The organism is Desulfobulbaceae bacterium DB1 (assembly GCA_001914235.1).
Lineage (GTDB): Bacteria > Desulfobacterota > Desulfobulbia > Desulfobulbales > SURF-16 > DB1.
The window spans coordinates 273,253-297,144 of record MQUF01000003.1; the positions used below are offsets into that span (position 1 = coordinate 273,253).

The following is a 23,892-nucleotide window of genomic DNA, read 5'->3' on the forward strand; positions in this document are numbered from 1 at the left end:
AACCGCTCCTGATGAGGATGTGGTTGCATAAGGAGGATCCGTGATGCGAGAGATCGATGCACGCCCCGGCGAAGCCGTGCAGGTGAAATGCCGTCTCAAATATGACATGATCAGTGTGGCGCAGTTACCCAAGAAATATGAACAGGTTGTCTACTCGCATGATCAGAGAGAAAGCCTCGGAATTGGGGAATATATCAAGATCATTCCAACTTCGTCCGTGGTGGTCGCCAATGACCAGGAAGTCTCTTTCACAGTCATGCTGGAAGATCGCCTGAACGATCATAGCATGGTGAACACCTTCGGGCCTTTGCCGGTGAAAGTGTTTCTGGAATATGAGGGATCGGAGGGCAAGGGGGGCTCCCATGATCTCGGGATTATCCGAGTCTACCCCAAGCAAAATCCTTGAAACAATGTGTGGTGAGGTGATCGGGAGTGCATGGATGCCCGCTGATCAACGACAATTATTTTTCCGGGGGGAATTATAATTGTCGTTCATCATCCAGTAAGATTTTCTGTAAAATAGGGCCATTCTTCTTCTGGAACGTCCGCTAATTTATCGATAAAATCTTTAAGCTTTTTCAATCCAGCTTCGGATGCTTTCAAGTTCATATATGGGTTGTCGAGCGGCACGCATAAGCCGCGCCAGCCAGTGACCTTGCCGCGTAGCGCCTCGGCCAGCTTCCCGGCGTCGGTTTTGTTGCGATTGTTTGACATTTTTGTTAATTTTATTAATGACTTAAGACTCATTGTATGGCCCAAGAAAGCGTGCGCCGTTAAAGTGAATTAGGTGAGACGGAGCATCAGCTACCCACACTTCTGTTTCCCATGCTATTTCCGATAGATATCGCCCCATGATTGCACGGTTTGGGAAAGCGGTCACATAGACCAATCCGGCATTAGAACCAGCAAAGAGATTAGCAAGCTCGTCGTGCCGTTTGCCATCAACCGGTCCATGGCTGGTAACTGACTCAACCAATAACAACCAATTTTTCTCGGTGTAGTGCAGTACTACATCAGGCATTTTACCATGAGAATCAACCTCGACACCCAATTCAGACAGTAGAGGAGCATTGAAGTAGCCCCATTTGTCGCCGGTATCTCCTGCATAAACAAGCACACTGCCCGGCGCGAAGCGCGGGGCAAAGTCCTCAATGATTGCCCGGATAAGTTCGCTATGCTCGCCGGGACTGAGGGTGATTTTCTTTCCAGGGGCAATCTCAACTGGTATACGGTTCTGGTTTCGTTCCTTTGCATAACGGGCGACTAATGTTTCTCGATTAGCCAGATAAGTTGCCAATGCGTTATGCCATGCCTTAGTGCCAAACTGGCGTAGCAGAGCCAACGCGCCTGGTTCTACCTGATAAACCGCTTTAGGGCTGTTTACCGGGCGGTCAGGCTTATCCGGATTATATAATGCGATACCAGCATCACAGAACTGGTGCATCGTCTGACGGCGGACAGTCTCGCGGGTGTTTGGAGCATAATCCTTGTCGTAGTACTTCCGTGCCCAATCCATTATGGGCGTGATTCCGACAAGCGGATTTTCAGCGGCAGCCCATCTCTTGCCAGGCGTAAGATTTAGCAGGGCCAGAAGGCAAAGCGCAGAACGTTCGTTTTGTTGTGCCCGCGGTAGACCCAGTGAAACGATGATTTGGTGAGCGGCCTTGATGTAATCGTTTTTGTCGTTCATGCGGTGAGCTTCCCTATCTTGTCGTCAATCATCGTCTGTGTAAGTTCCTTGTGTTGCATGGCCCAGTTGCCAAGCTCAATTAGTGCGTCACGGCTCGGGTATCTCATCAGCTTGAGGTCAGTAGCATTGACTTGTGTGTGGCCGCTGAAACGCCTGAAATTTTCATCAACAACGGTAGAATTGAGGTACGCAGCCAGACCATGCGCCACCAGCTCTGGCAAACCGCGTTTATTCTCGTGAAACAAGTTCAGGTGATTCTCGAAACCCAAAACCGGCGCGTTATCAAAGTCTCTCGGGTCTACCACACTCGCCACGATTCGGCGTTTTTCCTCCTTGGAAGAGAACCGTCGCACCACGCAATAAAAGCCGCTGGGATAAAGCCATTTTTCGGTTTCCCCATTGCGCAGGATAGCGTTTGGCTTCTTCATCCCTGCAACAGGCCATATTGTGCCGCTGCTGGTAAAGTGGCCGGGGTATAGCAATGGAACGGTACCCTCCACAGGCATATCGCAAAGGTGGGCTTTTAGGCGGAAATCGACAACCGGGCCGGTTGAGATCATAAGGCCTAGATCAACCAGCGTGCAGCTGATAGCTGAGGATATTTCGATGTTTTGATTGAAAGACGTCGGCACGTGAATAAACCCTTCCGAGTCGTCGGGATATACGATCTGATCAAATGGGTATTCGTGTGTGGCAAGGTCGGTGAAAGTGTCATCAGTCGATGTGGAAACGGTCACTGGCCCTTGTTGCCCGTTACGCTCAAGCCGGATGATGATGTTCTCTTGCAGTACCGCATCATCCTTGAATGCCTTGCTACGTGACTCAAACAGATGCATGTGCCGGATGGCAGTGCGTTCAAAGATGAATTCACGAAATGGGCGGTAATACGGCCCATTACAGAAACTGCGAGGAATGATCGCAACGACCTGTCCGCCTGGCGCGGATAGAGCAACAGCTAGTGCCATAAAGGCCGAATACAAATTCACCGTCTCGATACCGACACGGCGCAAGGCAAGACGGTGTGCGGAATTACTGTTGATCTTTTTGTAAGGCGGGTTAAGGATGGCATGAGTATATTTGGGGAGTGGTTCCGCGAAAAGACTGCCGGAGAGATAGTCAACAGCGGCGTGTATAAAATCGGTTTTTCGGACCGTTAAGGCAAAGTCTGGATTGTTTCTGTATTTCGCCAATGTCTGAGTTAGATAAGGGTGTAGGGAAGCATCAATTTCAAAAACATCCAGTGCTATCCGCCCAAAAAGAAAATCCCCGGAAAACCATCTTTCCAAAAAAGCGGCCGAAAGCGAACCAATTCCCGCTCCAGCATCGAGCAAATGACAACTCCCCTTAGCGACAGGAAATAGGCTAGCCATGAAAGCTGCGGTTTTTGCTGGCGTAAAAAACTGCCCGAATTGCGATTTTCTTTGCGCATCGGTATTTTTTGATACTCGCAGTCTATTTTGTTCAACTGTTGTCAACAAGTGATGAATCTCCTTTATTATTATCCAGTGCGAGATAACAGCAAACCATCATCGGGCATCACATTCCCGGGACACAATTCCTGAGCACTTCCCGAACCCAAACATCGTCTTACTATTCTCCTTACGTCAACGAATTGCAATGAAATTAATCGCAGGCAAATGGGAGAACCAGGCTAAGGGGTACTTGCTGTTTTTTTTCACTTCACAGACAACTGGTTGCTTTTTTGATATTTATTTTTGCTGGAATCTTAAAGCATTCTGTATGGCCCACCATTCAAACAATCTTTTCCTTGTCAAACCCAGGAATATGACTATTGTATGCCAAATACGTTTTGACGCCGTGCGTGGTTCACGCGGAACCCCTCTGCGTCGCCGCTGAAGAATTTCAGCGGAATCATCTCTTTTTTTCATGAGGATACCATGGCGACTTTCTTGAAACGTTTCACTCCATTTCTGCTTCTTTTTCTGGGTCTTATCTTCATAGAGGGCGGGATCACCGCCGACTATGCCGATGCCCGTTCCCGTTCCGGCGGCCGCAGTTTCAGCCGCACGGCCCCTGTGCAGAAGTCTCCGACCACCACCCAGCAGAGTACGGTCACTAAAAAATCAAGTTTCGGCAGCGGCCTTGCCGGCGGACTTCTGGGCGGTGCGCTCGGCGCCATGCTTTTCGGCGGCCTGTTCGGCATGGGCGGCTCCGGGCTCGGCATCCTGCCGTTCATCCTTCTTGCCGTGGCAGGTTATTTCCTGTTCAAACGTTTTTCCGCGCGGCCGGTTTCGGCAACCATGCCCGGCTTCCAGCCGCCGCCGGACTTCAGCGGCTTTGCTTCTTCCGGCTCCACGGCGGGCGCCGCTTCAGCAGGTCCGGCCCAGGGGCTTTCCCTGATTCGCCAAACCGATCCGGGCTTTAATGAAAAACATTTTGTCGAAGTGGCCTCCGACGTGTTCTTTCAGGTACAGGCCGGCTGGATGCGGCGCGATCTCTCCTCGTACCGCCATCTGCTCGGCAATGAGCTGGCCGAGCAGTATGAACGGCATTTCGAGGAAATGCGCGGCAAGGGCCAGATCAACAAGCTGGAAAACATCTCCATCCGCACCGTGGAGGTTCTTGACGCGGGCAAGCAGGATCAGGAAGACTTTGTCACCGTCCGCTTTACCGCAAATCTTCTGGATTATACCGTTGACGACAAAAGCGGCGCACTGATCTCCGGCAACATGACCCAGCCGGTAAAATTTGCCGAGGACTGGACCTGGGCGCGGCCCCAGGGCACCGAGGACTGGAAGCTTGAAGGGATTGAAACGGTGAACGAATAAGCCGGGGACAAGATATCCCGGCGCAATGCGCCGGACACGGCTTTTTTATTGCGCCGGGACTCCGCGGGTTACAGCTCGGAAGTGCAGTTCGGGCAGCGTGTCGCCTTGATGTGAATGGGAGTGAAGCATTTCGGGCAATCCTTGGTCGTCGGTTCGGCCACCGGAGCTTCTTCTTTTTTCTTGAAACGGTTCATTTGCTTGATGACCATGAAGATGGCAAAGGCGACGATAACAAAATCAAGAATGGTGTTGATGAAGACACCATATTTGATGGCAACGGCCTCCGCCTCGGCCGTCTTGTCCTGCAGCGTGATTGCCAGCTCGGAAAAATCGATGCTGCCCAGCAGCATTCCGATGGGCGGCATGATGACGTCGCTGACAAGCGAACTGACAATCTTGCCGAACGCCCCGCCGATAATGATACCAACCGCCATATCAACAACATTGCCGCGCATGGCAAATTCTTTAAATTCCTTGATCATTCCCATGGTCATTCTCCTTGTGTTTTGTCATTAAATTATTTTTTCAATTGGCCCTGATACTTGCAATGAAAATTCATTTCCATCAGATGCATTCTCTTCTTGTACGCCATCGCCAACCGTGAGGTCAAGAAAAGAAACTTGCAGTTACGGGAACGTCCCGATACACTCACACTATGCACGTGAGTGCGATGAGAACATACGAACTCGGTTTTTGTCACCGGTCGCGCGACAACACCCTTGCCTGCATGCAAACAGATCAATTTCACATCACATTGTCATGAGGCTCTCCAGACCATGAAGCCCTCCACCCTCCTGCTCCTGATCATCCTGGTGCTTCCCGGCTGTTCCAGTGAATCGACACCGGAAAAGCCGCATATCGCCACGGTTAACGAGTACAATATCCCGGTCGGCGACTTCGAGACCCTGCTTGCCGATGAGATGGAATACGACGCCGACTTCAAATTGACCGATGCGTCACGCCGGGCCTTTCTTGAGGAGCTCATCAGAAAAGAGCTGCTTATTCAGGAGGCGAAAAAACTTGCCCTTGACCGGGAAAAAAAATTCATCGCAGCCATTGAAAGATACTGGGAGGCGACCCTCATCCGTGATCTGATCGACCGGAAAAGCGCCGAACTGTCTCGTTCCATCGTGGTCTCCGAAGAGGAAATCACCGCCTTTTACGAACAAAGTCCCCAATACCGGGACAAAGGTATCTCCCTCAGCGAGGCGCACGACCCCATCCGGGACACGCTGCGGGAAAACAAGAAAAGCCTGGCGCTCCAGGCGTGGATCGATGAATTGCGGAACAGGGCGGCCATCGATATCAACGAGGATCTTCTGTACGGAAAATAACATTGCGCACCATCGGCAAGGAGTCTTTATGTCCCCGCACGATTCACCCGTCAAACGCCGGCAATACTTCATCAAGAAGGGTTTTCAGTTCCATTTCATCATCAAATTCTGTCTGCTGCTGCTGGCCGGGGTCGTCATCTCCACCGGACTGCTTTTCGTCCAGCAATTCCCGGATGGCCCGAAGATGCAGCAATAGCTTAGTTTTTAAAAATTGGTTTCGTAAACTTTTTAAATTTTTTCCCCAAAATTAAAATTTTTCTTGACATTCTAATAAGATAGTGATTTTTGCCTTTTATAAGCAATATCAACTACTTATAGGAGGCGACCATGTCTAACTATCGAAGAACACTTGTGAAAGCACGGGAAAGAGAAATCATGCGCAACGAGAAAATCAAATTGCGCAAGCACCTGAATGCGGATGCTCTCTTTGCAACCATGAGAACCGGATTCGGGGAAATTAATGATCATCGGCCGGGTGAGGTTACAATTTCACTTGCCGATGCCCTGATGTCAGGTTTTGCCATGTTTTCCCTCAAAGACCCTTCATTGCTGGCCTTTGACGAACGGCGTTGTGCGCCGCAAAATCTTTTAACCATATACGGCATGGGCGACATCCCCTGCGATACCTCGATGCGTGAAATTCTGGACGGTGTCGACCCCAATGATCTCCGGCCGCTGTTCAAGGATGCATTCCGGGCGTTACAACGCGGTAAGGTTCTTGAAAAAATGCTGTTCATGGACGTTGGCTACCTGTTGAATCTCGATGGTACCGGTTATTTTTCATCCAAGGCGCTGCATTCCGATGCGTGCATGGGAAGAGTCAACTCAAAGACGGGAGAAGTCACTTATTACCTCCAGACGGTCGGAGCGGCCGTTGTTCATCCTGATTACAAAGAGGCGATAGCTCTTTGTCCCGAGACGATCAGGAAACAGGACGGAAAGACAAAAAATGATTGCGAGCGTAATGCCATCAGGCGTTTGCTTGAAAAATTACACCTGGATCACCCGCACTTCAAGTTCATTATCAACGAGGACTCACTCAGTTCCAATGCACCCCACCTTGAAGATCTTGAGAAGCATAATCTTCACTATATCCTGGGAGTTAAAGAAGGCGACCATAAATTTCTCTTTCAGTATGTCGATCAAGCCGTGGAAAATGGTGAGACAATCGAGCTGACCATCGATGACGAGAAAGATACGGACATAAGCCATTGTTTCCGCATCGTGTATCATGCCCCACTCAATAAATCGAACCAGGATAAGCGTGTAACCTTTGTCGAATATTGGGAGATCAACGCAAAAACCGGCAAAAAGCAGCATTTTAGCTGGATTACGGATTTGGACATCACCGAAGAGAATGTCTACCAGTTTATGCGCGGCGCCCGTGCCCGGTGGAAAATAGAGAACGAAACGTTCAATACCCTGAAGAACCAGGGATACCAGTTCGGCCACAACTTCGGCCTGGGCAAGCAGCATCTCAGCGAGGTGTTCGTCCTGCTCATGATGCTGGCCTTTCTGGTTGACCAGATTCAGCAATTATGCTGTCCACTTTTCCAGGCTGCCTGGAAAAAATGGAAGACCAAGAGATCCCTTTGGGAAAAGGTCCGAAGCAAGTTCCATGAATTCCACATTGATACCATGGAGGAATTGTATCGCTCGATCTTGGACCACAAGCCGGTGCCGTTACCCAGGTAACGTAAAAGGCCGGACAATTATTTCAAAGAGCAGGTCCCTTGCCTGGAAAAATTCGGGCAGGGGCGGATGGACAATTATGTCCTCCAAAACAGGCTTTTGGACAATGGTTATTTTTTTTAAGGCAATTAGCCGGCTTGTGAGCCGATTTTTCCGATCTGATCTCCGCAGCCGGCATAAAAACTTACTTCCAGACGGTCGGCTTTAATCGTCCGGGAATAGTTGCTTTTCGTCTTGTCCCAGGACACGCTGACCTCTTCATTCCAGAACTCGCGGCTGGAAATACAATCCACTGCCATGAGCATCCTGCCGGCGATCCTCTACACCAACCTCATCACCCTGTTCCTCGTCAGCGCGGCGGCAATCGCCGTCACTCTTTTTGTTTCGCACAAGATCGCAGGCCCCATGTACCGGATTGAAAAAGGCCTGGCCGCGGCAGGCAACGGCGACCTGACCCACCGGATCAACTTCCGCAAAAAAGACCAGATGCGGATCATGGCCGAAAATTTCAACACCATGACCGAAAGCCTGGCCGGCAAAATCTCTGAAATCGAAACGGAAGTGCGCGATCTGGAAAAACTGGCCGAAGAGCTCAATCTGCCGGATCAGTTCACCCGCGGGCTTACGGACGTGCGCCGCCGCATTGAAAGCAACTTCCAACTGCACAGAATGTAAAAGAGTGGATGGACGGCCTTTGGCAACTTCGACTCCATATCCCGCACGTCATGCACTGCGCCCCCCCTTCCTCGTTCTCCTGCTGACCGCATGGCTGATTGCCGTCGCCGGGGGCAGCTCATGGGCGGCAACCATTTACGGCGGCAAATGGCAGCAGCTTGAAACGCGGCACGCCGTGCTTCTTTTTGAAAGCCGCGAGGTGCTTGACCTGTTTGCGGGCAAAATACGATATGACCGCCGCCGGGACCCTGCCGCGCACCTCCTGGTGCCCTCCGACGAAACAGGTGACAACGGCATCACCGAGAAAATCGACGCGCTCTTCATGCGGGTTCAGGAAATTCTTGATATGCGCCGGAAAATGGAAAAGGTGACCATAAAAATCTATCCGGACACCGGCAGCCTGCGGGATGTTTACCAGCGGCTTTTCCGGAGCAAGGACGCCATGCGGGCCTGGTATCTTTACGAAAAAAACACCATTTACGTCACGGTGGCCGATGTGCATGAAGGGATGCTGGCCCATGAAATGGCCCATGCGATCATCGACCACTTCTTCTCCGTGCGGCCGCCTTCGGCCACCGCCGAAATCCTTGCCCGCTACGTCGACAAACACCTGACCAGGTAATTGTTGACTATTTTGGGGTCCGCGCAACATCCCTCCCCGGAACAGTGATCCGATTCCTGCGTGCTGTTTTGTGAGATTTCTTGAAATTTTCTGGAAATTTATATACAAATTTATAGTATAGTTTTGATTGCTTGCAATGGGATGGCTTTGTAAAAATTCCGGCACCGTCTTTGCAACAGGATCACTGAAAAAATTATTACCGACAGGCCGGCGGCAGTGGGCGATTCCGACAAACTGACAAATCAGTTTTACCAGAAAAGCATGGTTGAAGCAGTACAGAGAGCCTGCAAGGCGTGCCTTGTCTGAACCGGCGACCAATCCGGGTCAACGGCCGTTGAAACGAAGAGGTTTCAATGCCGCCTTTGCGCCGGACGCCCAATTTAACACCATCTCTGGTGCCCGCAATGACGAATGACCAGAAATTCCCCGAAGACGACAAGACCCGTATCGGCATGGGAGTCGAGTTTTTCTCCCCGGACAGGAAGCCGCAACCGCCCGCAACGCCGGTCAATGACAGTGAAAAAACCCGTATCGGTTCCGGCCTCGATATCGGCAGACCCGAACCACCTGCGGCAGACGCCGGTTTCGATTCCCCCCAGCGCCCCCGTTTCGCCGGCGAGCAGGTCACGATCACTCCCCAGGCGCCCGTTGCGCCGCCACCCCGACCCGCCCCCCCCAGACCTCCCATCCGGGAAGAAGATCTGTTCTTTGAGGCGGAAACAGCCGCCGGTGCCGTTGAAATGCCCCTCTCCTCCGGACTCAGGCTGACGGTCGGCCGCGACACCACGCAGGATATCATCCTTGACGATCGCACCCTGAGCCGCGAACACCTGGTTCTTGAAAGACGGGGTGACAAGGTGGTCATTCAGGTTCTCGGCTTGAACGGCCTGGTCCACAACGGCATCACCCACAAGTCGACAACCATTGAAATCGCCGCTCCCGCCGCCTTCACCGTGGGCAGAATCCTCTGCCGGCTGCGCAAAAAGATCGATACCAATGCAACGCTTTTCATGGCGGACCCGGCGGAATTCGCCAAGGCCCAACAGCAACAGCCGGCGCCTCCCCCCCGTGACCCCTTTGCCGGGCACCCGGCTCCCAGGGGAGGAGACTTTCGGCAACCGGCACCGCCGCCTTTTCCAGGAGGCGATTTTTCCGGCGACACTTCCGCTCCCCAAGCGGAGCCGGCACCGGCTTTTCCCCCGGCAAGCAGTCGCAACGCCTTTGATGATTTCGAGGGGCAGAGTTCCTGGGAAGACCCCTTCTCCCAACCGGCCGACGGCGGCCTCAAATCCGGATTCCCCTCACAAAAAACCGGGATCAGCCGCTATCTGCTTCTCGGCGGCGCCGCGCTGCTGGGAATTCTGCTTGTTGTTGCCCTGGTGCTTTTTTTCACCCGGGACAAGGATGATGCCCCGCCCAAGGCACCCACCGCTCCGCCACCGGCCGCGCAACAGGCCGCGCCTCCGCTTGTTGCCCCCGCTCCCGCTGTCGCGCCGCCTGCCCCGGCCGCGCCCGCGCAATCGGATGGTGACCCCAAGAACTACAATTTGCACGGCAGATTCTTTAATGAAGCATACCGCTATTACAACGAAGGAAATTACACCATGGCCTGCGACTACCTGAAAGACATCCCGGCAACATCGGCGTTCCGGGAACGGGCCGAGAATCTGGCACAACAGATGGGCAACTGTAAACTCAATGACTGAGCAGCTCGTTCTTGAAGTGATTGACGGCCCGATGGACGGGCTGAACTGCCTCATTGACAAACAGGGCAATATCGGCCGCAACGTGGGAAACATCCTTTCCCTGGCCCTTGATCTGGAAATTTCCGGGCGGCACGCCGAAATCCTCCGAGAGGGCCCGTCCTGGTGCCTGCGCGATCTGCAGAGCACCAACGGCACATGGCTGAAAGGCAAAAAAATCCAGCCGGCAAAGACCTTCCCCCTGAAAATGGGCGATACCTTCATTGTCGGCTCCACCATTATCCAGCTTTTTCAGGGGTCGATCCTTGATGTACTGAACTCCTTCAGCGACAAAGGGTTCAGCGACCCCCGCAAGGACTATGTTTTCTCGCCGGAATTCAACCCGGTGTGGGAAGAACTCTCGAACCGCATGCCGGCCGAGGGCGGCTACTGCGATATCAGCAGGCTGTTTCTGGCCCTGATCAAGGCAATGGATGAAAAAGAGGGCGAGCAATTTTCCAGCGTGCGCACCCTGCTGTCCGGCGCGCGCTATAAAATCCTTGATCCCTGCCTTGCCAATATCAACCTGCAGCCCATGTTGCAGACCATGCCGGGCACGCTGATCATCGCCCCGCGGGTCTGGCGGGTGCTTGATCTTGCGGCAAAAAAAGACAAGGAGGGCATTACTCCGCTGCATTTCTGCAAGGCATTGCTCGAAGAGGGGCGGAGCCTGGTTTCCCGCTATATTCGTTCCGACCAGCCCCTGCTGGAAAGATTCGGCATTTCCTACGGCCGCCCGCAACCGGGCAGAGCCGCCGCCCTTTCTCCGGCCCCTGATGTTTCCCCTTCCGCTCCCGCCGAGCCGGCAATGGCGGAATCCCGTTCGGAGCAAAGCCATGATGACCCCCTCTGGCTTGACTTTGCCCTGAAAATTGAAAGAATTGCAAAAGGCTTTCTGGATGATGCCGAAAGCCCTGTTGCCGGAACCAACAAACTGCAACTGCCGGAGCTGGAAGGAGATCTGCGGGAGGCGCTTCGCCTGGCGTCCGACAAAACCGGCCGGGAGAAAATTCTCGCAGCCCGCCTGGAGACCCTCTATCACCTGCTGGTTTTGCTGCTTGCCGCCCAGCGCGAAGGATACATGCCCTTTGCCGCCCGGTTCGGCGCGCGGCTCGGCAAGGCCCTGGCCGACACGGATGATCAAGGCAAGGGACTGCTGCCTCTCGGCAAAAAAGCACTCACCCCCCAGGATATCGCCAACACCGTCAGGGCCACCCTGACCAAAGTGGAAAGCGAAGGGATGGCGGAACAGGTGGTGCGGGAACAGATTCAGACGAAGCTCAGGAAGTACAAGGAAAAATCGCAACCCAACTGAACGGAAGTAAAAATTACCAAACTGAGGAGGAATATCCATAATGGGGAAAAAATCCTGTCGTCTCTTTCTATTTCTCATCCTGTCCGTCATGCTTGGGGCCTGTGCCGCGCCCAAGAAATTTTCCGATATCACCCTCAACTTTGCCGCCGATCCCTCCATAAACGATGATGTCCTGCTGCCGGTCGACATCGTCGTGGTCGACCGCGCCGTCTCCGAATCGGTCCTTGAGATTGGCCCGGAAAACTGGTTCGGAGAAACCCTCCGCGACCGGCTCGTGGGTGAAGAAATCCAGCATGTCGCCATCAAGGGTGACGCCCGGCGGGAGGTGAAAATCACTATCCCCGAGGGAGTCACCAAGGTGATCATTTACGCCGACTATGAAAACAACGTGGACCGCCTCGGTCAGCAGATCGTCATTTCTCCGGAAAAAAACAATTTTGCGCCGAGCTACAAGGTGAACATCAAAGACAATAGAATGGAGCTTGCGCCGTGACAGGAAAAAGCGAAACAGCCGAGGTTCACTGGCATGAGGGGATGTTTCTCCTGCCCCACCATTACCAGGCCTCCGGCCGCAGCAGGCACATGCTGGAATGCGAAATGGCCACCACCCTCACCCCCTACTGGTGGGGCATCGGCGACCTGCAGATAAACAGCGCCGCCCTGGCCGGCTTCCGCATTAAGATCGATCGCGCCGTTTTCCGCCTCAAGGACGGCACCTGGATCAATGTGCCGGATAACGGACATGCCGCGGAAAAATCCTTTGCAGACCAGAAAGATCAGCTCGATACGGGTCTGCCCGTCTGGTTCGGCATCAGGCGGCCGGAGCCGCACCGCCCTCTGGTGCATGAACTGGGCGAGGAGGAAAAGGGCGTTGCCCGCACCTTTGTCCTGAAGGAAAACACCCTGGCCGACGAAAACAACGGCCAGAATGAGCAGACGATCCTGAGCCGCCTGTGGAACGTTCAGATTTTTTTCGGTCCCCATCCGGGGGACCAGTTCGAGGCCATGCAGATCGGCGAAATGGAATGGTCGTCCTCCAAGCTGCCCGTCTTCAAGGCGGCGCACATCCCGCCGCTGCTCCACATCACCGCCTCCTCCCATCTGCGGGAGCGCACCAAGAATGTGGTGGTCAAGCTGAGCAATCAGGCGAATTTTCTCCAAGGCGAAATGTCGGCCAAAAGAATCTCGCTGACCGGCGACCCGCTGCGCATACTGGCGAATCTTTCCCGCCTGCAGATTTCGGCAAGCTACGGCCTGCTCATGCAGCAGCTTCTCAATGCGGAACACATTCACCCCTTTCACCTGTACCTGGAGCTTGTCCGGCTGGCCGGAGAACTGGTCGCCCTCTACCCCGACACCCGGCTGACCATCCCCCCCTATGACCATGACAATCTCACCTTTGTCATGGAAACGGTGCTGAAGCTGGTTGAGCAGATGATCGAGGGCGGAGTGGTGGTCGACTACATCCACCGTCGTTTTGAAATCGAAGGCGACCAGCGTGTCTGCCGCATTGACAAGGAATGGCTCGAACCGGCCCAGGGCACCAGGGTCAAGACCTATCTCTGCATCGTCACCGATATGACGGAAAGCCAGGTCGATGCCATGCTGAGCGATTACCGGGTAAAAATTGCGCCGCCCTCCCGCATGGAGGAGCTGATCATTTCCCGAACCAGGGGCCTGTCCTGCCAGAGACTGCGCCGCATCCCCTCCGGTCTGCCGGACAAAAGCGGCCTGCACTACTATCAGGTGGACATATCGCGCACCTCGGAATTCTGGCTTGATCTCTGCCGGGACCTTTATCTCGTCATCTACGGCATCCCGGTTGACGCCACCTCGGACATCAGTCTTTACGTGCACATCGAGCAGGGAGAAAAATAATGGACAACAGAATAATGAACGCCGCCCGACCGGTGATTGATTATCTCCTCGGTTTCCGCTACCGGCTTGAAGCCGGTGAACAAGTCGATTCCCATTCCCTGCGCGCCGACATCGTCACCCGCCTGGCCGGCATGGAGGCCTCCCTGCAGACCGTCGCCGCGCTGCAGCCGAAGCTTCCGACCATCAAATACATCATGACCGGCTTTGCCGACGAGGTCATTCTCTCCTCCGCATGGAACCGGGCCAAGGAATGGCATGAACGGCTGCTTGAAATGGAATTCTTCCGAACCAGCGTGGTGGGCGAACGATTTTACGATCTGCTGGAAAACGAAGGCTACCGGGACCCGGAACTGGCCGAGCTGTTCTACACCATTCTGGCCTTGGGTTTCCGGGGCAGATACCGCAACCAGCCGGAAAAGGTGACCGGGCTGAAACTGCGAACCTATGCGCTGCTGCCGAACCGCTTGCCCGACGACGAGCGCCGCCTTACTCCGGGCGCCGAACACGTCATTGCCGGAGACACCAGATATTTGCCGAAACTGTTCGGTTTGTCGGCCATCATTGCCGTGCTGCTGGTTTCCTTTCTCATTTACTTTATCACCAGCCAATGGATGTGGAACGATATTGCCGGGGTGATCAACGATGTCAGTCGGTCGCTCATCGAGTAACCTGCATGGCTGGACCGGAATGGTCAGCCACAACGAAACATGAAAATCAACCACGGTGCACAGCGAACACGCAGAGAAAAAAACAAAATCCTCCGTGTTCTCCGTGGTGAAAAAAAAGTTTTCGGATAAAAAAGCCATGTCAAAACTACTTTCCCTGTTGCGTTCGCCCCTTTCCGCCCTTGCCGGCATCATGGTCATCATCGGCATCCTCGGCTACTACCTCACCCGGCTCGGCCTGAAACTGGGATCAAAATATCTGCTGCTGGGGCTGGGCGGCATCCTGCTCACCGTCCTGCTCATTGTCGGCATCTATTTCCTTTGGCGCCTGTTTGAAAAACGACGCGGGAAAAAAATGGGAGACGAACTTGACCGGCAGCAGCAGGCCGAGGACCAGCAGCGTCAGCAGTCGAAACTCGCGGTCCAGGATATCAAGGGCCGCTGGGCCGACGCCATGGCGACGCTCAAGGCAAGCAAGGTCAAGATTTACGACCTGCCGTGGTTTCTGCTCATCGGCGAGCCCCAATCGGGAAAAACCACCACCCTGCGCGAATCAGGCCTTGACTTCCCGCTGGGCAAGGATGCGCTGACCGGCGCGGGCGGCACCGTCAACTGCGACTGGTGGTTCACCAACGACGCGGTCATCATCGACACCGCCGGCCGTTTCACCATGCCCGTTGACACCGCCCCTGACCGCCGGGAGTGGCGTGCCTTTCTCAAACTGCTCGGCCGCTACCGCAGCCGCTGTCCGATAAACGGGGTCATCGTCACCATTCCGGCCACCTCCCTGCTGCAGGATTCGCCGGACACCATCAGGAACAAGTCCCGAAACATCCAGGAAAAACTGCACGAGCTGGTCGCGGTGCTGGGTATCGAGTTTCCCGTGTACATCATGGTGTCGAAACTTGACCTGGTTTACGGTTTCGCCGAATTCTGCGCCTCGCTTTCCGCCCAGGAACGTACCCAGGCAGTGGGCTGGAATCGACGCGACATCGCCTCCAAGGGGTTCAACCCGGAGGAATTCAACCACTTCTTTGAACTCCTGCACGGCAGACTGCACGGCTGGTCCATGCGCCGGCTGCGGGACATCACCCCCGGCCCGGAGGCGGACCGGGTCTATGCCTTTCCCGGTGAATTCAGCCGGGTGAAGGATACCCTGCGGGAATACCTTGGCTTCATCTTCAGCGGCGACCGCTTTCACTCACCTCTGCTGCTGCGCGGCTGCTATTTCAGCAGCGGCCTCCAGGAAGGCCGCTCCATCGCCAGGGCACTGCTGTCCGGGGCAAAGGCGGAGGATAAGGGAATCATGGCGGAATTCGCCAAATCCTTTGTCCAGTCCCGGGCCTATTTCATCAACATATTCTACCGGAAAGTCTTCCGGGAACAGGGACTGGTCAACCGCGCCGGCAGAATGGCCAAGCAGGAGATCACCTTCCGTATCGCGGCAGGCGTCACGGCGACAGTCATCCTGGTGGTCACCGCCTGGCTGCTGATCAGCGGCTACAACCGATTGCTCAATCTGGTGCAGCCCCTCGAGCTTCATGCCCGCAAGGCACAGACCATGCTGCTCGGCAAAGGACAGCCCGCGCAGCCCGTTGATTTCAATGAAGTCGTCACAGTGATTGACACACTTGACCGTGGCCGCTTGCAGCTCATGGAACAGGGCGTCCGCCGCTTTTTCAAATCAAAGGAACACGGCATCGTCCGAAAGATCGGCCGCATTGAAGACGCGCTGCTGGAACAGATGGTGCTCCACCCGATGCTGCTTGCCGCCGGGGAGAATTTCGCCGCCATGGAAAGGCTGGCCGATCCGGCTGAAAAGGCCCGGTTTCTCAAACTGCTCCTGCTGTATCTTGACACCAAGGCGGGAAAAGCCATTTCCGGCAACGATATCATGGCCGGCTTTGACTTTGTTCCCTGGCAGTCCCCTGCCATGCGGGCCATCAATCGCCTTGAGGTGGAACGGCTGGTCAAGGGCTACCCTTACGGCGACATGCCGAATTTCACCTTTGCCAAGTTTCGCGGCACCATGTTCCAGGCACGGGACGGCATGGGGCGGCTCCAGGAATTCTGGGCCACCTATTATCCCGAGCTGTGGAAGAAAATCCAGGACGCCATCACCATGATCAACGCCTCATACGGCAACCTGAACGTCATGCCGATGCGACCCGGCGATGACAACGATTTTGCATCCTTCAGCGCCGAGGCCAAGCGTTTCCTGGAGGGGATCGACTTCCTCTCCGCCATCGGCCGCGACGATCTTGTCTGGACCGCGGCGATAAAGGCTTCCTGTCAGGAGGATTATCTTCTCCTGGGAAAAGCCCTGACCGACCAGCCCCCGGGAGATATCAATTCCCTGACTTCCACCGCCACCCGTCATTCCCAAATCTGCCAGGATACCGAGCAGAACATCGGCTCGCAGTGGGCCGCCTTCATCCGCCGGAACAGTCATGTGGTCCACGACGACGGTCAACTTGACCCGGACATGCCGGCGGTCAAAAAAGCGGTACGGGTCGCCCTTGACTTCGGTCCGCTTTTTACCCCCGAGGAAAGCAAACGCCTCCAGGAACCAGGCACCGATCCCCTTGCGGTGCTCGGGTTCTGGAACCAGGCATGGCAAAAGGAAAGAGAAACGAAATCAGGGGAAATACAGGCACTTATCGCCGGTCTGCAGGGGGAGAAATGGAAAAAACCGGAACTGCAGGCCGCCCTTGATTCCTTTATGCGCCATATCGTCTGGCTGTCGGAACGAGACGCCACCATTGCCGCCATCAAGGCGGTAAGCTCCCAGGACGCCATCACGGCGGACAGCCTCAGTCCCGGTCTTGATCCGCCCCGCATGGCCAGGGCATCCTGGCTGACGACCCAGTACACGACACTGAGCAACATCCATGAAAGCCTGCGCCAGAAATACCCGGCCGCCACGGTCGGCCTGAAGCCCGTCCACGCGGCCATGACCGAGGTGATGCTGGAAAGCTGGCAGCGGTGCCTGCAATTCTGGCACAATACCATCCGGGATGTTGATCCGGCCGCCCGCATCCTCTCCACCAAGTCATGGCAGGCCTTCCGCCAGGAGGTCATGAACCAGCAGGGCATCTTCCTCGACATCAGTGTCTGGCCCATGGACGCCTTTCTCGACGCCATGCCGTTGAAAGATATCCAGGGAGTCAAAGAGGTGCTGTGGAACGCGGTGAACAAGGCACTTGCCTCGTCATCCTTGCGGTCCCTGGAGCAAAAGGTGGAAAAAACGGCCTACGTCTACAGCGGCAACCGCTACATGAGCATGCTTGACGAGTCGCAAAACGACTTCTACAACGCCGTCAAGGAACTCAGCGACGACGCCACCCAGTCCTGGCAGGCGCTCAGCGCCAAACCGGAAACAGGGGCCGCCCCCATGGACGCCTTTTCCGCGCTCCGCATCTTTGCCAACAAGGTTGAACGGGACGCCTTAAGCCGCGGCGAACCCCTGGCCTTGCGACTCGCCGCCATAGAGAGCCACGGCATTTCGCTGCTCAAGGGCAAAGTCGCCTCCGGAGTCAGCACCTCCTTTGCCTCCTTTATCGGCGAATGGCAGAAAAAAATAGGCGACACCTTCCCCTTCGGCAACCCTGAGCGCTGGATCATCGAGGACAACATTGAAGGCAACCTGCGCACCCTGACCATCCAGGTCGGCAGTGCCGCCGTGCTCAACGACTTCTTCTTTTCGGCCGATAACGGCTTCGAAGTCTTTGTCAAAAAATACGGCCTGCTGCAGGCAAAACCCGCCGCCGACTCCTCTGCCGCCATTCTCAACGAAGCCCAGAAGCGCTTTCTGAAAGAGTGCCAGCAGTGGCGGGAATTTCTTTTTGATGAAGGCGGGCGCCCCAAGAGCCATCGCGTGGAAGTGATGATCGATGATGCCGGAGACCAGGCCGACCAGGCGGCAGCGCGATTCACCCAGCTGCTCTTCAATGGCCTGGAGGACGACAAGCGCAAAGCACTCAGGCTGCGCTTCAGCGGCAACCGCTACAAACGGGGCGAAGCCCTGTGGGATCTCCACGCAGCCCCTGCCGTCACCATTGAGGCGATAAACGAGGAAACCGGCATGAAGACCTCGCTGCGGGTTACCGGCGGCAGCATTGCGTTTCCCGCCTACCTCATCAGCAGCGGCACCAGGCTCGAAAGCACCCGGCTGTCCGAATGGCGCGTCTCCCTGCAATTGCCGGAAAGCCTGATCGTTACCCCGGCCAAGGACGGGGAACCCGCCGTGGTGCGCACCCAGCCGGGTTTTGCCCTTGTGCCGCTCAAGGTTGGTTTTGACCAGCTGCTGCCCGGCCCGGTGAGCTGGCCGCGCTGATACCTGGTTCACACCCGCGGGTTCGAACTCGATGAGCATACTTCAAAACTTATTCGGCAGCAGGAAAACCGCCGCACTGGAGGTTTACGGCAAACTGCCTTTTTACCAGGATTACATCGCCGTGCTCAGCACCGCGGATGGTGTGGCCTGGAAATCCTGGCTGCTCGGCTTTGCCGGTCGGCAGGGCGTGCGCCTGCCGCCGGGAAGATGGTTGTTTCTCTTCCGCCGGACACGAAAATCGCCGCTGACGGCGGGAATCATCGAACCGAGCAGCGACGGCATCCGCGAATTCCCTTTTTCGCTTTTTGTCAGCCTTGACGGCATCAAGACACGACTGCTGCCCGCGGCCGCTTTGACCACATGGCGGTTGCTGCTGAAAGAACGTGGGGCGCTTGACGGCGTGAGCTCCATTGACCAGTGCTATCAACAGATCCGCGGCAGGCAGCTCCTCCTTGAGCCGGCAAAGGAAGAGCAAAACCCGCAACTCGCCGCGGCGCTCGGCGCGACTCCGGACGGCAACCGCCCGCTGTTTCTGATCTGTGCGCCGAACCGGTCCGGCCCGATACAGCCCCTGGTCTGGCAAGGCTCGGAGTCGGTGTTCATGGCGAAGTGGTCGGCACTGCCCGGAGCAGAGACGCCGGACTGACTGCCGCTCCCCGCGCATCGCTCGCCGGGGATGTTGCCGAACGGTCCGGCCCGGAAAAACTTTTTCCCAATGCACCAGATACTTTGACTTATCCGGGGAAATTACTATAAAATAACACTACCGGTGCAAATGAGAAAATTCTTTAAATGACAAAAGGATACACCAAGTGAACATCACCGATCTCATCAAATCAGGTCAGCTTGCCCAGGCCCGCACGGAACTGGTGGAACAGCTCAGGTCGGCTCCGGCAGACACCATTGCCCGCACCCTGCTTTTCCAGGTTCTCCTGTTCTGCGGCGAATGGGAAAAGGCCTTGCGCCACCTTGAGGCACTGGCAAGCATGGACAAACAGGCCAACCCGGCCTTTGTCCATTACGCCGGCATCATTTCCGGAGAACAGGAACGTCTCCGCGTCATCCGCGGGGAAACGCTGCCCTCATTCCTGCCCAAGACCCCGCCCTTTTTCGACATCTATTTTCAGGCGTGCGCCAAGCTGAGAGAGCACGACATCGCCGGCGCCTCCGAACTTTTCAGCCAGGCGGAAGGCCGGGTGGCGACAATCTCCGGCACGGTCAACGGCAAACAATTCACGGGACTGCGCAACACCGACACCACCCTGGCCTGGTTTCTCGAAACCTTCGCCCATGGCCGCTATGTCTGGGTGCCATTCGCGGCCATCCGCGAACTCACCATTTCTCCTCCGGCAACACTTCTGGATCTCATCTGGGCCACCGCCGGCCTCACCACCTGGGAAGGTCTCACCTTAAACTGCACCCTGCCCGTGCTCTACCCGGAATCCTGCCGACATGAAAATGATCTGGTCAAAATGGGCAAGAGAACGGAATGGCTGCCCCTGGGCGGATCGTTCTGCCAAGGAAGCGGGCAACAGGTTTTTACCGTCGGCGAAGAAGACCTCGCCATCCTGGAAATCAGCGAAATGCAATTCCACTACAACGAATCAGGCGGGAACGCATGAAACACGCACTGGACATTGACGCACTTCTGGCCCCGCTTACCGGCGACAACCCCGCCGGCGATGATCTTCGCTACAGCCCGGTTTACGACGCCATCAAGGAAGCACGGCGCGCCGATGACACCCTGGACCGGGGCGACTGGCAGCGGGAGTTGAAATCATCGGACTGGGAAGCGGTGATCAAACTTTCCCTTACCGCTCTCGCCACCCAGACCAAGGATCTGCAGATTGCGGTGTGGCTGACCGAGGCCCTGACCAAAACCGACGGATTCTCCGGATTTGCCGGCGGAACCAGGATTATTACCGGATTGCTGAAAAATTTCTGGGAGACGCTCTATCCTGCGATCGATGATGGCGATCTTGACTACCGGTGCGGCCCCCTGGAATTCGCCAATGACAAAATAAGCCTTTCGCTGCGGGATATCCCATTGACCGATCCCGGCGTTTCCGAAGGCTACACCCTGGTGTCCTGGAAGGAAGCCCAGCAGGTGAGCCAGGCATCTTCCCAGGCGCGGGAGGCCCTGATCTCCGAAGGCAAGACGACGATGGAACAGTTCGAGGCGGCTGTGCGCAAATCGTCCGTTCTCTTTTACGAAAACCTCCATGCGACCATTCAGGATTGCCTGCTGGCCTTCAAGGAATTAGACGAAACGGTTGACGCCGCCTTCGGCAGGGAAGCACCCAGACTTTCGGAAATTTCATCGGTCCTTGAAGAAACCGCCAATCATGTTGCCCGTTTTGTCAAGGACAAAGGGGGCAATCTCTCCGGCTCGAAAAAAGCCGAGGAAGCGCAGCCGTCGGGGGAAACGCCCGCCGCTCCGGTTGCGGAGCCGGATTCGGCAGCTTTGGCGCGGGAAACACGGTCGGGCGATGCCTCTCCCGCAGCCGGTCGTCCGGTGGCCGCCGCTCAGACGATATCCCGCCGGATGACGGCCGATTTCGCCCCGGACGCCTATCAGGTCCTGCGTTTTCTCGGTTCGGGCGGCAAGCAAGACCTGCTCTGGCAGGAAGCCCTTGAGCGGCTGCAAGGGGAAGGACTCGAGTCAGCCCTAGAAATGCTGCTCGGCGCGACCCGCAGCGCCCAATCCAACCGGGATGAAACCAACTGCCGCCTGCTCATGGTGAAAATCTGCCTTCGCGCCGGACGAAGCGATCTCGCCTGGCCCATAGCCGAGGAACTGTACAAACTCGTCACCGATCTGCAGCTCGAACGATGGGAGTCGCCGGTGTGGATTGCCGAAATCTACGGCAGCCTGTATGAATGTTTAAGCGGCGAGGACGCCGCCGAGGAGGACAAAAACAGGGCCAACCAGCTGCTGGTCAAAATCTGCACCCTGGACATTACCCTGGCGATGAAATATGCAGGTTGAAAAAGCGGAAGGAGTCTGAAGCCGGAAGAACAAAAAAAAATTCCGACGCCCCAACAAGAAAAATTTCTGGTGCAAAATATCAGCAGTAGAATCTGTGGCAATGAAAAGGAGGTTGACCATGGCAAAAGAAAGTCTGCAGCATACCCTGGACAGGGTCAGGGCCCCGCGGGTCCAGATTACATACGACGTGGAAATCGGGGGTGCCATTGAAAAAAAAGAAATACCCTTTGTAGTGGGAGTGCTGAGCGATCTGTCCGGCAAACCCGATGAGCCGCTGCCCAAGCTCAAGGACAGAAAGTTTGTCGAAATCGATCGGGACAATTTCAACACGGTTCTGGAAGGAATGAAACCGCGACTGGCCTATCGGGTTGACAACAAACTGACCGGCGATGATTCCAAAATGGCGGTGGAACTCCGCTTCAAGTCGCTCGATGATTTCCATCCGGAACGGGTGGCGGAGCAGGTTACCCCGGTCCGCAAACTGGTCGAGGCACGCAAGAAATTGTCCGACCTGCTGGCGAAACTTGACGGCAATGACCGCCTGGACGAACTGCTGCAGAATGTCCTGGCAAACTCGGACTCCATCGAGGCACTGGGAAAATCAGCCGGCGTCGAGAAAAAAGAACCGGAAAGCAAGGAATAAAGGAGGTGACTACCAATGGCTGAACAGCAACAACAGGTCCAGGCCGAAGCCGCGGCGACAACGGCGGAAAAAAGCCTGCTGGACCAGATTATCGATGAAGGACGGCTGGCCCGGGACGAGAGCCAGAAGAGTTACGCCAAGGATCTTCTCGGCGAGTTTGTCAGCCAGGTCATGGAAGGAACCATGACCATTTCCAAGGATACCGAGGCCATGATCAACGCCCGGATCGCGGCCATCGACAAACTCATCTCCGATCAGCTGAACGAAGTGATGCACCACGAGGATTTCAAGAAGCTGGAAGCGTCCTGGCGGGGCCTCCAGTATCTGGTGGATAAAACGGAAACCGGTGATCGATTGAAGATCCGGGTCATGAATGTTTCGAAAAAGGATCTGCTGAAAGACATGGAAAAGGCCAGCGAATTTGACCAGTCCTCCATGTTCAAGAAGGTTTATGAAGAAGAATACGGCATGTTCGGCGGCGCCGCCTATGGCGTCATGGTCGGTGACTATGAGTTCTCCAACCACCCCCAGGACATCGCCCTGCTGGAAAAGATTGCCGGAGTGGCTTCCGCAGCCCATGCCCCTTTCCTGTCCGCCGCCGGAGCCGGGATGCTCAATCTGGACAGCTACACGGAACTGGGCCAGCCCAGGGATCTCGCCAAAATCTTCCAGTCCGCCGAGTATGCCAAATGGCGCTCCTTCCGGGAGTCGGAGGATGCGCGCTACGTGGCGCTCGCCCTTCCCCATATCCTGATGCGCCAGCCCTACGGCAGAAACACCGTCCCGGTTGAAACATTCGATTTCGAGGAAAAGGTCGACGGCACCGATCACGGCAAGTATCTGTGGGGTAATGCGGCCTATGCCCTGGCCACCCGCATGACCGAGGCCTTTGCCAAATTTTCATGGTGCGCCGCCATTCGCGGCGTTGAAGGCGGCGGCCTGGTTGAGGGATTGCCGGTGCACACCTTCAAGACCGATGAGGGAGATGTGGCCCTCAAATGCCCCACCGAAATCGCCATCACCGATCGCCGGGAAAAAGAACTGGCCGACCTGGGATTTATTCCCCTGGTGCACTGCAAGGGCACGGATTACGCCGCCTTTTTCAGCACCCAGACGGTCAACAAGGCCAAGGTCTACGATACCGCCTCCGCCACCGCCAACGCGCGGCTGTCGTCCCAACTGCAGTACATCATGGCCACCGCCCGCTTCGCCCATTATCTGAAATCGATGATGCGCGACAAGATCGGCAGTTTCATGAGCCGCAGCCAGGCCCAGGACTTTCTCAACCGCTGGATTTCCAATTACGTCCTGCTCGACGACAATGCCTCCCAGGAGGCCAAATCAAAATTCCCCCTGCGCGAAGCACGCATCGACGTAACGGAAATACCCGGAAAACCGGGGGCTTACCGGGCGGTAGCTTTTTTAAAACCCCATTTTCAGCTTGATGAGCTCAATGTTTCACTCCGGCTGGTAGCCGACCTGCCGCCCCCGGCGGGAGGATGATACCAGATGATTTCACATG

Annotated in this window: 21 protein-coding genes; 17 read left to right on the forward strand and 4 right to left on the reverse strand. The window is 55.6% G+C overall.

Translation table 11 applies throughout. The features are described 5' to 3' along the window. Positions 1-43: 43 nt before the first annotated feature. Entirely contained in the window at positions 44-406 is a 363-nt protein-coding gene (locus tag BM485_03650; GenBank protein ID OKY76345.1) for a hypothetical protein, read from the forward strand. A gap of 89 nt (positions 407-495) precedes the next feature. Here BM485_03650 and BM485_03655 read toward each other — a convergent pair whose 3' ends face one another. The 3 genes from BM485_03655 to BM485_03665 are packed head-to-tail and all read right to left on the reverse strand — an operon-like array spanning position 496 to position 3,177. Next, on the reverse strand, positions 496-714 hold the full coding sequence (locus BM485_03655) for a hypothetical protein (GenBank protein OKY76346.1): 219 nt from the start codon (positions 712-714) through the stop codon (positions 496-498). Positions 715-736: 22 nt separating this feature from the next. After that, entirely contained in the window at positions 737-1,690 is a 954-nt protein-coding gene (locus BM485_03660) for a restriction endonuclease (protein OKY76347.1), read from the reverse strand. Further along, a complete protein-coding gene (locus BM485_03665; GenBank protein ID OKY76348.1) occupies positions 1,687-3,177 on the reverse strand; it encodes an SAM-dependent methyltransferase in 1,491 nt (496 codons plus the stop codon). The genes BM485_03660 and BM485_03665 overlap by 4 nt, the downstream gene beginning before the upstream one ends. A gap of 444 nt (positions 3,178-3,621) precedes the next feature. On the opposite strand from BM485_03665, the gene BM485_03670 reads away from it, so the two are divergent. Then, entirely contained in the window at positions 3,622-4,479 is an 858-nt protein-coding gene (locus BM485_03670) for a preprotein translocase subunit Tim44 (GenBank protein ID OKY76614.1), read from the forward strand. A 68-nt stretch (positions 4,480-4,547) separates the two neighbouring features. Here the strand turns inward: BM485_03670 and BM485_03675 are convergent, their stop codons facing one another. Then, positions 4,548-4,961 (reverse strand): mechanosensitive ion channel protein MscL, encoded by a 414-nt coding sequence (locus tag BM485_03675; GenBank protein OKY76615.1) that lies wholly within the window; start codon positions 4,959-4,961, stop codon positions 4,548-4,550. Positions 4,962-5,255: 294 nt separating this feature from the next. On the opposite strand from BM485_03675, the gene BM485_03680 reads away from it, so the two are divergent. The 15 genes from BM485_03680 to BM485_03750 all read left to right on the forward strand — a co-directional run bounded on the left by BM485_03680 (position 5,256) and on the right by BM485_03750 (position 23,873). Next, positions 5,256-5,813 (forward strand): hypothetical protein, encoded by a 558-nt coding sequence (locus tag BM485_03680; protein OKY76349.1) that lies wholly within the window; start codon positions 5,256-5,258, stop codon positions 5,811-5,813. Positions 5,814-6,188: 375 nt separating this feature from the next. Further along, on the forward strand, positions 6,189-7,508 hold the full coding sequence (locus tag BM485_03685; GenBank protein ID OKY76350.1) for a transposase: 1,320 nt from the start codon (positions 6,189-6,191) through the stop codon (positions 7,506-7,508). A gap of 294 nt (positions 7,509-7,802) precedes the next feature. Further along, complete coding sequence (locus BM485_03690) at positions 7,803-8,180, forward strand: hypothetical protein (protein ID OKY76351.1); 378 nt, start codon at positions 7,803-7,805, stop codon at positions 8,178-8,180. A gap of 19 nt (positions 8,181-8,199) precedes the next feature. Further along, positions 8,200-8,802, forward strand: a complete 603-nt coding sequence (locus tag BM485_03695) for a hypothetical protein (GenBank protein OKY76352.1) — start codon at positions 8,200-8,202, stop codon at positions 8,800-8,802. Between the two features lie 404 nt (positions 8,803-9,206). After that, entirely contained in the window at positions 9,207-10,508 is a 1,302-nt protein-coding gene (locus tag BM485_03700) for a hypothetical protein (protein ID OKY76353.1), read from the forward strand. Next, positions 10,501-11,859, forward strand: a complete 1,359-nt coding sequence (locus BM485_03705; protein OKY76354.1) for a hypothetical protein — start codon at positions 10,501-10,503, stop codon at positions 11,857-11,859. Before BM485_03700 ends, BM485_03705 begins: the two co-directional genes overlap by 8 nt. Before the next feature lie 40 nt (positions 11,860-11,899). Beyond that, positions 11,900-12,352, forward strand: a complete 453-nt coding sequence (locus BM485_03710) for a hypothetical protein (GenBank protein ID OKY76355.1) — start codon at positions 11,900-11,902, stop codon at positions 12,350-12,352. After that, complete coding sequence (locus BM485_03715) at positions 12,349-13,737, forward strand: type VI secretion system-associated protein (GenBank protein OKY76356.1); 1,389 nt, start codon at positions 12,349-12,351, stop codon at positions 13,735-13,737. The genes BM485_03710 and BM485_03715 overlap by 4 nt, the downstream gene beginning before the upstream one ends. Then, positions 13,737-14,405, forward strand: a complete 669-nt coding sequence (locus BM485_03720; GenBank protein OKY76357.1) for a hypothetical protein — start codon at positions 13,737-13,739, stop codon at positions 14,403-14,405. Before BM485_03715 ends, BM485_03720 begins: the two co-directional genes overlap by 1 nt. Before the next feature lie 55 nt (positions 14,406-14,460). Next, positions 14,461-18,738 carry a hypothetical protein gene (locus BM485_03725; GenBank protein ID OKY76358.1) on the forward strand — a complete coding sequence of 1,426 codons (4,278 nt, stop codon included), beginning with the start codon at positions 14,461-14,463 and terminating at the stop codon, positions 18,736-18,738. Between the two features lie 31 nt (positions 18,739-18,769). Continuing rightward, positions 18,770-19,384, forward strand: coding sequence for a hypothetical protein (locus BM485_03730; GenBank protein OKY76359.1), 615 nt, complete (start codon positions 18,770-18,772; stop codon positions 19,382-19,384). Positions 19,385-19,550: 166 nt separating this feature from the next. After that, complete coding sequence (locus BM485_03735; GenBank protein OKY76360.1) at positions 19,551-20,360, forward strand: hypothetical protein; 810 nt, start codon at positions 19,551-19,553, stop codon at positions 20,358-20,360. Continuing rightward, complete coding sequence (locus tag BM485_03740) at positions 20,357-21,727, forward strand: hypothetical protein (protein ID OKY76361.1); 1,371 nt, start codon at positions 20,357-20,359, stop codon at positions 21,725-21,727. Before BM485_03735 ends, BM485_03740 begins: the two co-directional genes overlap by 4 nt. A gap of 118 nt (positions 21,728-21,845) precedes the next feature. Further along, complete coding sequence (locus BM485_03745; protein OKY76362.1) at positions 21,846-22,370, forward strand: type VI secretion system-associated protein; 525 nt, start codon at positions 21,846-21,848, stop codon at positions 22,368-22,370. A 15-nt stretch (positions 22,371-22,385) separates the two neighbouring features. Further along, on the forward strand, positions 22,386-23,873 hold the full coding sequence (locus BM485_03750) for an EvpB family type VI secretion protein (GenBank protein OKY76363.1): 1,488 nt from the start codon (positions 22,386-22,388) through the stop codon (positions 23,871-23,873). Positions 23,874-23,892: the final 19 nt, after the last annotated feature.

Excerpts from the sequence above, each read along its gene's own strand:
- BM485_03650 (OKY76345.1), top strand. The coding sequence starts at position 44 with ATGCGAGAGATCGATGCACGCCCCGGCGAAGCCGTGCAGGTGAAATGC.
- BM485_03655 (OKY76346.1), bottom strand. The coding sequence starts at position 714 with ATGTCAAACAATCGCAACAAAACCGACGCCGGGAAGCTGGCCGAGGCG.
- BM485_03660 (OKY76347.1), bottom strand. The coding sequence starts at position 1,690 with ATGAACGACAAAAACGATTACATCAAGGCCGCTCACCAAATCATCGTT.
- BM485_03675 (OKY76615.1), bottom strand. The coding sequence starts at position 4,961 with ATGATCAAGGAATTTAAAGAATTTGCCATGCGCGGCAATGTTGTTGAT.
- BM485_03680 (OKY76349.1), top strand. The coding sequence starts at position 5,256 with ATGAAGCCCTCCACCCTCCTGCTCCTGATCATCCTGGTGCTTCCCGGC.
- BM485_03685 (OKY76350.1), top strand. The coding sequence starts at position 6,189 with ATGCGCAACGAGAAAATCAAATTGCGCAAGCACCTGAATGCGGATGCT.
- BM485_03690 (OKY76351.1), top strand. The coding sequence starts at position 7,803 with ATGAGCATCCTGCCGGCGATCCTCTACACCAACCTCATCACCCTGTTC.
- BM485_03700 (OKY76353.1), top strand. The coding sequence starts at position 9,207 with ATGACGAATGACCAGAAATTCCCCGAAGACGACAAGACCCGTATCGGC.
- BM485_03705 (OKY76354.1), top strand. The coding sequence starts at position 10,501 with ATGACTGAGCAGCTCGTTCTTGAAGTGATTGACGGCCCGATGGACGGG.
- BM485_03710 (OKY76355.1), top strand. The coding sequence starts at position 11,900 with ATGGGGAAAAAATCCTGTCGTCTCTTTCTATTTCTCATCCTGTCCGTC.
- BM485_03720 (OKY76357.1), top strand. The coding sequence starts at position 13,737 with ATGGACAACAGAATAATGAACGCCGCCCGACCGGTGATTGATTATCTC.
- BM485_03730 (OKY76359.1), top strand. The coding sequence starts at position 18,770 with ATGAGCATACTTCAAAACTTATTCGGCAGCAGGAAAACCGCCGCACTG.
- BM485_03740 (OKY76361.1), top strand. The coding sequence starts at position 20,357 with ATGAAACACGCACTGGACATTGACGCACTTCTGGCCCCGCTTACCGGC.
- BM485_03745 (OKY76362.1), top strand. The coding sequence starts at position 21,846 with ATGGCAAAAGAAAGTCTGCAGCATACCCTGGACAGGGTCAGGGCCCCG.
- BM485_03750 (OKY76363.1), top strand. The coding sequence starts at position 22,386 with ATGGCTGAACAGCAACAACAGGTCCAGGCCGAAGCCGCGGCGACAACG.